8 protein-coding genes are annotated in these 6297 nt (G+C 59.4%); 3 read left to right on the forward strand and 5 right to left on the reverse strand.

Features of this window, described 5'->3' with window-relative positions; translation table 11 throughout:
* A partial coding sequence (locus AC2FNN_RS20840) for a DMT family transporter (protein ID WP_496760349.1) occupies positions 1-743 on the forward strand: 743 nt, incomplete at its 5' end.
* Positions 744-824: 81 nt separating this feature from the next.
* Here AC2FNN_RS20840 and AC2FNN_RS20845 read toward each other — a convergent pair.
* Entirely contained in the window at positions 825-1628 is an 804-nt protein-coding gene (locus tag AC2FNN_RS20845) for an ABC transporter permease (RefSeq protein WP_171170768.1), read from the reverse strand.
* Positions 1629-1754: 126 nt separating this feature from the next.
* Between AC2FNN_RS20845 and AC2FNN_RS20850 the strand changes: the two genes are divergently transcribed.
* Complete coding sequence (locus tag AC2FNN_RS20850; protein ID WP_152457300.1) at positions 1755-2330, forward strand: GcrA family cell cycle regulator; 576 nt, start codon at positions 1755-1757, stop codon at positions 2328-2330.
* 197 nt (positions 2331-2527) lie between these two features.
* On the opposite strand, the gene AC2FNN_RS20855 is transcribed toward AC2FNN_RS20850, so the two are convergent.
* Together AC2FNN_RS20855 and AC2FNN_RS20860 are read right to left on the reverse strand one after the other, a co-directional pair.
* Positions 2528-2746: a GDCCVxC domain-containing (seleno)protein gene (locus AC2FNN_RS20855; protein ID WP_083828990.1), complete on the reverse strand. Its 219-nt coding sequence runs from the start codon at positions 2744-2746 to the stop codon at positions 2528-2530.
* Positions 2747-2750: 4 nt separating this feature from the next.
* Positions 2751-3116 (reverse strand): hypothetical protein, encoded by a 366-nt coding sequence (locus tag AC2FNN_RS20860; protein ID WP_496760352.1) that lies wholly within the window; start codon positions 3114-3116, stop codon positions 2751-2753.
* Between the two features lie 47 nt (positions 3117-3163).
* Between AC2FNN_RS20860 and AC2FNN_RS20865 the strand changes: the two genes are divergently transcribed.
* Complete coding sequence (locus tag AC2FNN_RS20865) at positions 3164-3553, forward strand: MerR family transcriptional regulator (protein ID WP_496760353.1); 390 nt, start codon at positions 3164-3166, stop codon at positions 3551-3553.
* Positions 3554-3622: 69 nt separating this feature from the next.
* Here the strand turns inward: AC2FNN_RS20865 and AC2FNN_RS20870 are convergent, their stop codons facing one another.
* Positions 3623-4699: a T6SS phospholipase effector Tle1-like catalytic domain-containing protein gene (locus AC2FNN_RS20870; protein ID WP_496760355.1), complete on the reverse strand. Its 1077-nt coding sequence runs from the start codon at positions 4697-4699 to the stop codon at positions 3623-3625.
* Positions 4677-6297: xanthine dehydrogenase family protein molybdopterin-binding subunit (locus AC2FNN_RS20875; RefSeq protein ID WP_496760357.1), on the reverse strand; the 1621-nt coding region annotated here is incomplete at its 5' end. The genes AC2FNN_RS20870 and AC2FNN_RS20875, both read right to left, overlap by 23 nt.

Below are 6297 nucleotides of genomic sequence, written 5' to 3' on the forward strand. Positions count from 1 at the left end.
GTCACGGGCGGTTTCTGTTTGCCCTGCTGGCGATCCTGCTGGCGGTTGCAACATTGCGGCCGCGGTTGGTGCGGCCCCATTGGAGGCTACACGTCGGGCGGACCAGTTTTGGCTGGGCGGGGGTGACGTTGATGTTCGCGTCGGTTGCCTTCATTCCGATGGCGGATGCGACGGCCATATCCTTTCTGAACCCTGTCTTTGGTATGGTGCTGGCCATTCCGCTGCTGCAAGAACGGATCGGCCCGTGGCGCTGGCTGGCGGCGGCTGTCGCCTTGACGGGCGCGTTGATCCTGCTGCGCCCGACCCCCGCCAGCTTTCAGCCCGCCGCCCTTCTAGCGCTGGCGGCGGCTGCGCTGATCGGGATGGAGCTGATTTTCATCAAAAAGCTGTCCGGGCGCGAGCCACCGATGCAGATCCTGCTGATCAATAACGCGATGGGGTTGCTGATCGCCACTTTGGCCGTCAGCTTCGTCTTTCAGATGCCAACCTCGCAGCAGTGGGCAGCATTGGTGGGGATCGGCGTTCTGATGGCCTGCGCCCAGGCCTGTTTCGTCAACGGCATGGCGCGGGCGGATGCATCCTTTGTGGCCCCGATCAGCTATGCCACGCTGATCTTTGCCGCCCTTTACGACTTTGCGGTCTTTGATGTGATCCCCGACTGGATCAGTCTGGTCGGGTCTGCGACCATCCTGGCCGGCGGGCTGATCCTGGTCTGGCGAGAAGCGGTGCGGCGCGGCGCCTGAAGGGCTGCCCCGCACAGCGGGAACGGGTGCGCGTGCATCCCGGCCCCGGCCCTTGCAACCGGTCGCGATGGCCGGGCCACCCTAAGCCTTGAGGCGATATCCGGTGCGCAGCATCAGCCAGGTGATGGCTCCGATCACGAGTGTCGCAAACGTACAGACCGCCATTCCCAGCCACGGAGAGCTGTCGGACACTCCGATCATTCCGTAGCGCAAACCATCGATCAGATAGAACACCGGGTTCAGGTGGGTCAGGCGGTTCAGCACGGGCGGCAGCGCCTCGACCGAGTAGAACGTACCCGACAGGAAGGCCAGCGGCGTGACGATAAAGTTGGTGATCGCGGCCATCTGATCGAACTTGTTGGCGAAGATACCGGCAAACAGGCCCAACGCGCCCATGAATGCCCCACCCAGAACGACGAATGTCAGTGCGATCAGGGGGTGCTGAGGCGCGATGGAGAGCAAGACCAAAAACGCAATCGAGATCACCAGTGCGATCATCACGCCTCGGGCAATGCCGCCGGCGAGATAGCCCAGCAGAATCTCGAGCGGTGACAGCGGTGGCATCAAAGTATCGACGATATTGCCCTGCACCTTGGCGATCACCATCGAGGACGAGGTATTGGCAAAGGCATTCTGGATCACCGTCATCATCATGATTCCCGGCGCAAGAAACATCACAAACGGTACACCCATGACATCGGGCCGGCTGGGTCCGATGGCGATGGTGAAGATCAACAGGAACAGCCCCGCCGTAACCAGTGGTGCCAGAACCGTTTGCGTCCAGACGGCCAGAAAACGCAGGGTTTCGCGCTGCGCCAGCGTGTAAAGGCCCATCCAGTTGACTGCTCCGAAGCGACGCGCGGTCTGATCTGCGGGATTTTGCATGATTTGCCCTCGACCTGATTCGAAGACAGCTTGTAACTCGGGCAGCAGTGTTTAGAATAGGGTGCTGAGACGAATTCCCAAGGCGGCCCGAATCCGGGGCCGCTTTCCGCTTTTGAAAGGCTAACGATGTCCTGGACAGACGAGCGTGTTGAACTGCTGAAGAAGATGTGGGGCGAAGGCCAGTCGGCCAGCCAGATTGCCAAGGAACTGGGCGGCGTGACCCGCAATGCGGTGATCGGCAAGGTGCACCGCCTGGGCCTGTCGAACCGGACGGCAGGCGCATCCCCGGCGAAGGCGGAACCGAAAGAAAAACCGGCACCCGCCCCCAAGGCCGAGGCCAAGCCCAAACCTGCACCCAAGACCGAACCGGCGCGTCCGGCCCCGGCCCCGACCGCCGAGGCGAAACCGGTCGTTCCGGCCCGCCGTCAGATCATCCCCGCCGGTCAGCCGCTGCCACCGCAGCCGTCGGCCAACGAGATCAGCCCCGAGGCGCTGGCCAAGGTCAACGAGGTCGAGAAAAAGGCCAAGAAGCTGACTCTGATGGAATTGACCGAGAAAACCTGCAAGTGGCCGGTGGGCGACCCTGCGACCGAGGATTTCTGGTTCTGCGGCCTGCCGGTCGAGGCAGGCAAACCCTATTGCGAGGCGCATGTGGGCGTGGCCTTCCAGCCGATGAGCTCGCGCCGCGACCGGCGGCGGTAATAGCGAACACCAGAACCTAAATCATGTCTATAGAACGTGAAAAGGGCGCAGGCGTTTCGCCACGCCTCTTACCGGAGGCGTTGCATAGTCAAGACCGACGCAAGGCGTAACGGGTTCGTACAAAGAAAACACCCTCGCTGAATGCTGCGAGGGTGTTTTAGTTCGGAGCGTCAGCTTTGCGGACAAAGCAGACTTTGTCATCCGCAACAACTATCGCCATTCTGGATCGGCGGGCAAGGCACCGTTGCATAGGAGCAGTAGACACAACAATCCCCTTCCAATGGTTTCAAGACTGCTGCGCAAGACTTGCATTCATAGAACCACTGGCAAGCATCCGTCGGCATTATTTCGGTTTCGCTGTGACCGCATTTCGGGCACGTCAGGGTGCTTTCAAGCACTACAGTTTGCTCTGTCATTGTTTCACATCTGCATTATCAGGTAATCGTTGATCCGGGCCTCGTTAAAGACGACGACCCAAGCTAACGCGGTGATTGCGGTCGTCCCCGAAAGCCACCATTTCAACTTTGATAGGGAACCTCGCTGATAAGATACAAGCCACGATATCGCGACAAGCACCGTCGAAATCGTCAATACGTAGTAGCTTGCCGCCGCGATCTTTCCGAAAACAGCCAACCAACTGCCTCCTAGTCCCAGCAACATCATTGTCATGGGCAATACACAGCAAGCCGCAACGCCAAGTGCTGACAGTGATCCGAGATAACTAACGCTAAGGTACTTCTGCATTTCATTCCCTTGATCAATTTGAGGTGTTGAAACGACAGCCATTGGTATAACTTCTGTAGTCGCTACAGGATCAAGACGGAAAAACTCACATGTTTGCGATTGGGGAAGCATCCCGGCAAAGCGGTGTCGGCATTGAAACGATCCGCTACTATGAGCGCGAAGGGATCGTGCCCAAACCAGAACGGGCACCGAATAATCGCCGGATGTACTCTGCGCACGATGTTGGAAGACTTCGTTTCCTGAAAAAATGCCGTGATTTGGGCTTTCCGCTAGCCGATACAAAGACGCTTCTCAGCCTGTCCGAAGGCGACGGAGAGAATTGCCGGTCCGTAAAAGAGCTGGCTGAGCTTCATATCTTCAATGTGCGTGAAAAGATAAACGAGCTGAAGCGATTGGAAGCGGCGCTGAGCGAACTCACAGCCAACTGCGACAGCGGGAATGTCTCTTGCCCCATGCTCTCAAAACTGCGTACCGACTAGTCAATCTTTGGGTTCGAACCTGACATTGAAGTGCCAGTGATCTTGGAACCACTGGCACATGGTAGCCTTTCACTGCGCGGGATGTGTCGGCAGATTCGGCATCGCGACCCATCCAGGCAGTTCGTCCGGCGAAACTGAAACATGCAGGCGTTCCGACTGGTCCTGCCCGACCTTGCGGTGCTTTCGCAGCAGGAAAATCTTGCCCCAGCCGCGCCATGTGCCAACCGACGGAGCATGGGGATCGATGGGAAACCGATCGCGCCAGCCGTCGGGCAAAGGCAGACCGTGCAATTCCGCCTTGTCCAGCATCCAGATCAGGGAAATGTTGCTCAGCGGCCGCGCCTCTTCGTAGCCGTTCAATTGGCCACCGATGTCGCCATGGGTTCCGCGGAACCAGACCTGCTCCACATGGCCCTTGAACTCGGGCGTGCAGGTCCACAGAACCGGTTCGAACACTTCGCGCGTCTCATCCAGCGCCATGGCGTGATACCCGTGACGGGTGGCCGGGCCCAGCTGATGGTTGTGAAAGGCGTGCTTCTCTTCAGCCCAGCGCCACAGCAGCGGCAGACGCAAACCCAACGCCTTGACCGTGTCCCAGACGCCGACCATCTCGATCTCGACCCCTTCGTGGCAGAAACGTCGGCGGAATTCACTGGCGGCGATGCCGTCTGGATTGCATTCATAGTGGCGATACGCTTGCAGTATGTTTCGCTCGGTGGCGTGTTCCGCCTTGAGCAGGCCGATCATGTCGATCACGCCGGCCAGACTGCGCACGCCATAGGCACCGCGCGAATAACCGATGAAAAAGATCTTGTCGCCCGGCTTGTAGCGGGACGCCAAATACCCATAGGCGCGACGGATCTGGCGGTTGATGCCCCTACCCATCATCACGTCCAGCGAGGACTTCCAGCTTTCCCACTGCACGCCGGCCTCGTAGAACACCGAAACCTTGCTGCCCATCTCGCAGCACAGGCGAAATGTCTGGCCGGCGTGGGTTTCAAACCCCGGTTCCAAGGTGGACATGGTGCCATCAAGAATGATGACATGGCTGATCGGTTCGCGGTGCCGCGTCTCGGCTGAATGCTCGGACCGCAAAGGGCGCCCGAGCCATCCCAGAACCTTCCTACTCAGCCGCGACAGATTCATGCGTCAGCAATTCCCATACTTTGTGAGGTGTGAAAGGCATGTCCGCCTGCCGCACCCCGTGATCCCAGAGCGCATCCTGAACCGCGTTCGCCACAGCGGCCAGTGCGCCCACTGTGCCAGCCTCGCCACACCCTTTCATCCCCATCGGGTTTGAAGTTGACGGAACCGGCGCCGAGGTAAACTTAATCATGGGTATGTCAGTTGCACGGGGCAAGGCGTAATCCATAAACGAAGCCGTGAGCAGTTGCCCATGTGCATCGTGCACGACATGTTCGGTCAGGGCCTGGCCGATACCTTGCACCACCCCGCCATGCACCTGCCCTTCGGCCAGCATCGGATTGATAAGATTGCCAAAATCGTCAACCACCGTGTAGCGCTCCACCCAAGTTTCGCCGGTGTAGGAATCGATCACAACCTCGGCAACATGCGCGCCGTTCGGGTAGCTGCGCGCATCCAGGTTGGCGCGGGCCTCATGTTGCAGCAGATCCGTTCGACCATCGGCACGCGCCATCTCGGCGGCTTCGGTCAGGGTCGGCGTCAGGTTCGAGCCCGGCGCTCGGAATGTCTCATGGTCAAAATGCACATCACTGTCCTCGACCCCCATCTTATCGGCAAGATAAGGCGTGAATGCGGCGATCATCTTGTCAATCGTGGCCAGGGTGGCCGTGCTTTGCACCGTGACCGAGCGGGACCCGCCCGTTCCGCCGCCATGGGCAAGCCGGTCGGTATCACCTTGAATAATGGTGATCCTGTCCATCGGAACGCCGGTCTGATCGGACAGGAACTGGGCATAAACCGTCTCGTGCCCCTGCCCGTTCGATTGTGTGCCGACATAAAGGTTCACCGTGCCATCCTCGCAAAACTCGACCTTCGAGTTCTCGGAAGGGTCGCCCAAAATACTTTCGATATAGTAACAAAGACCCTGCCCCCGGATCAGACCGCGTTCGGCATCGGCGGCCTTGCGGGCGTCAAAACCGCTGGTCTGGCTGGCCGCGCGGCGCAGGATCATGTCGAAATCGCCGACATCATAGGTTTCACCCGTGGCAGAGGTGTATGGGAAGTCGACGGGTCTGATGAAGTTTTTGCGCCTCAACTCCCACGGGTCAACGCCAAGTTCGCGCGCGGCGCGGTCCATCGCGCGTTCAAGCACATAGATCGCCTCGGGCCGACCCGCACCGCGATACGCATCGACCTGCGTCGTGTTGGTATAGAAGCCTTCGACCCGCAGATAGGTGGTTTGGACGTCATAGACACCCATCAGCACCTTGCTGAACAGGCTGGTCTGGATCGCCTGACCGAAGTGGCTGTTGTATGCGCCAAGGTTGACTTTGCTGTGGACGCGGTAGGCGGTGATCCGGTGGTCAGCATCAAAGGCCAGCTCGGCCAGCGAGGTCAGATCGCGGCCATGGTGATCGGAAAGCATCGCCTCGGACCGGTCGGACATCCAGTGCACCGGCTGACCCAGCTTCATCGCCGCCACGGAAACGCAGAAATATTCAGGGTATGGCATCACCTTCATGCCGAACCCGCCGCCCACATCCGGGGTCGTGACACGTATGTCGTCCGCATCAAGCTTCAGCTTTTGAACCATTTGCGCC

This window comes from Ruegeria sp. BHSA118, from assembly GCF_059613405.1.

Bases quoted from the DNA above. Each gene is read 5' to 3' on its own strand.
- AC2FNN_RS20845 (WP_171170768.1), bottom strand. From the start codon at position 1,628: ATGCAAAATCCCGCAGATCAGACCGCGCGTCGCTTCGGAGCAGTCAAC.
- AC2FNN_RS20850 (WP_152457300.1), top strand. From the start codon at position 1,755: ATGTCCTGGACAGACGAGCGTGTTGAACTGCTGAAGAAGATGTGGGGC.
- AC2FNN_RS20855 (WP_083828990.1), bottom strand. From the start codon at position 2,746: ATGACAGAGCAAACTGTAGTGCTTGAAAGCACCCTGACGTGCCCGAAA.
- AC2FNN_RS20860 (WP_496760352.1), bottom strand. From the start codon at position 3,116: ATGGCTGTCGTTTCAACACCTCAAATTGATCAAGGGAATGAAATGCAG.
- AC2FNN_RS20865 (WP_496760353.1), top strand. From the start codon at position 3,164: ATGTTTGCGATTGGGGAAGCATCCCGGCAAAGCGGTGTCGGCATTGAA.
- AC2FNN_RS20870 (WP_496760355.1), bottom strand. From the start codon at position 4,699: ATGAATCTGTCGCGGCTGAGTAGGAAGGTTCTGGGATGGCTCGGGCGC.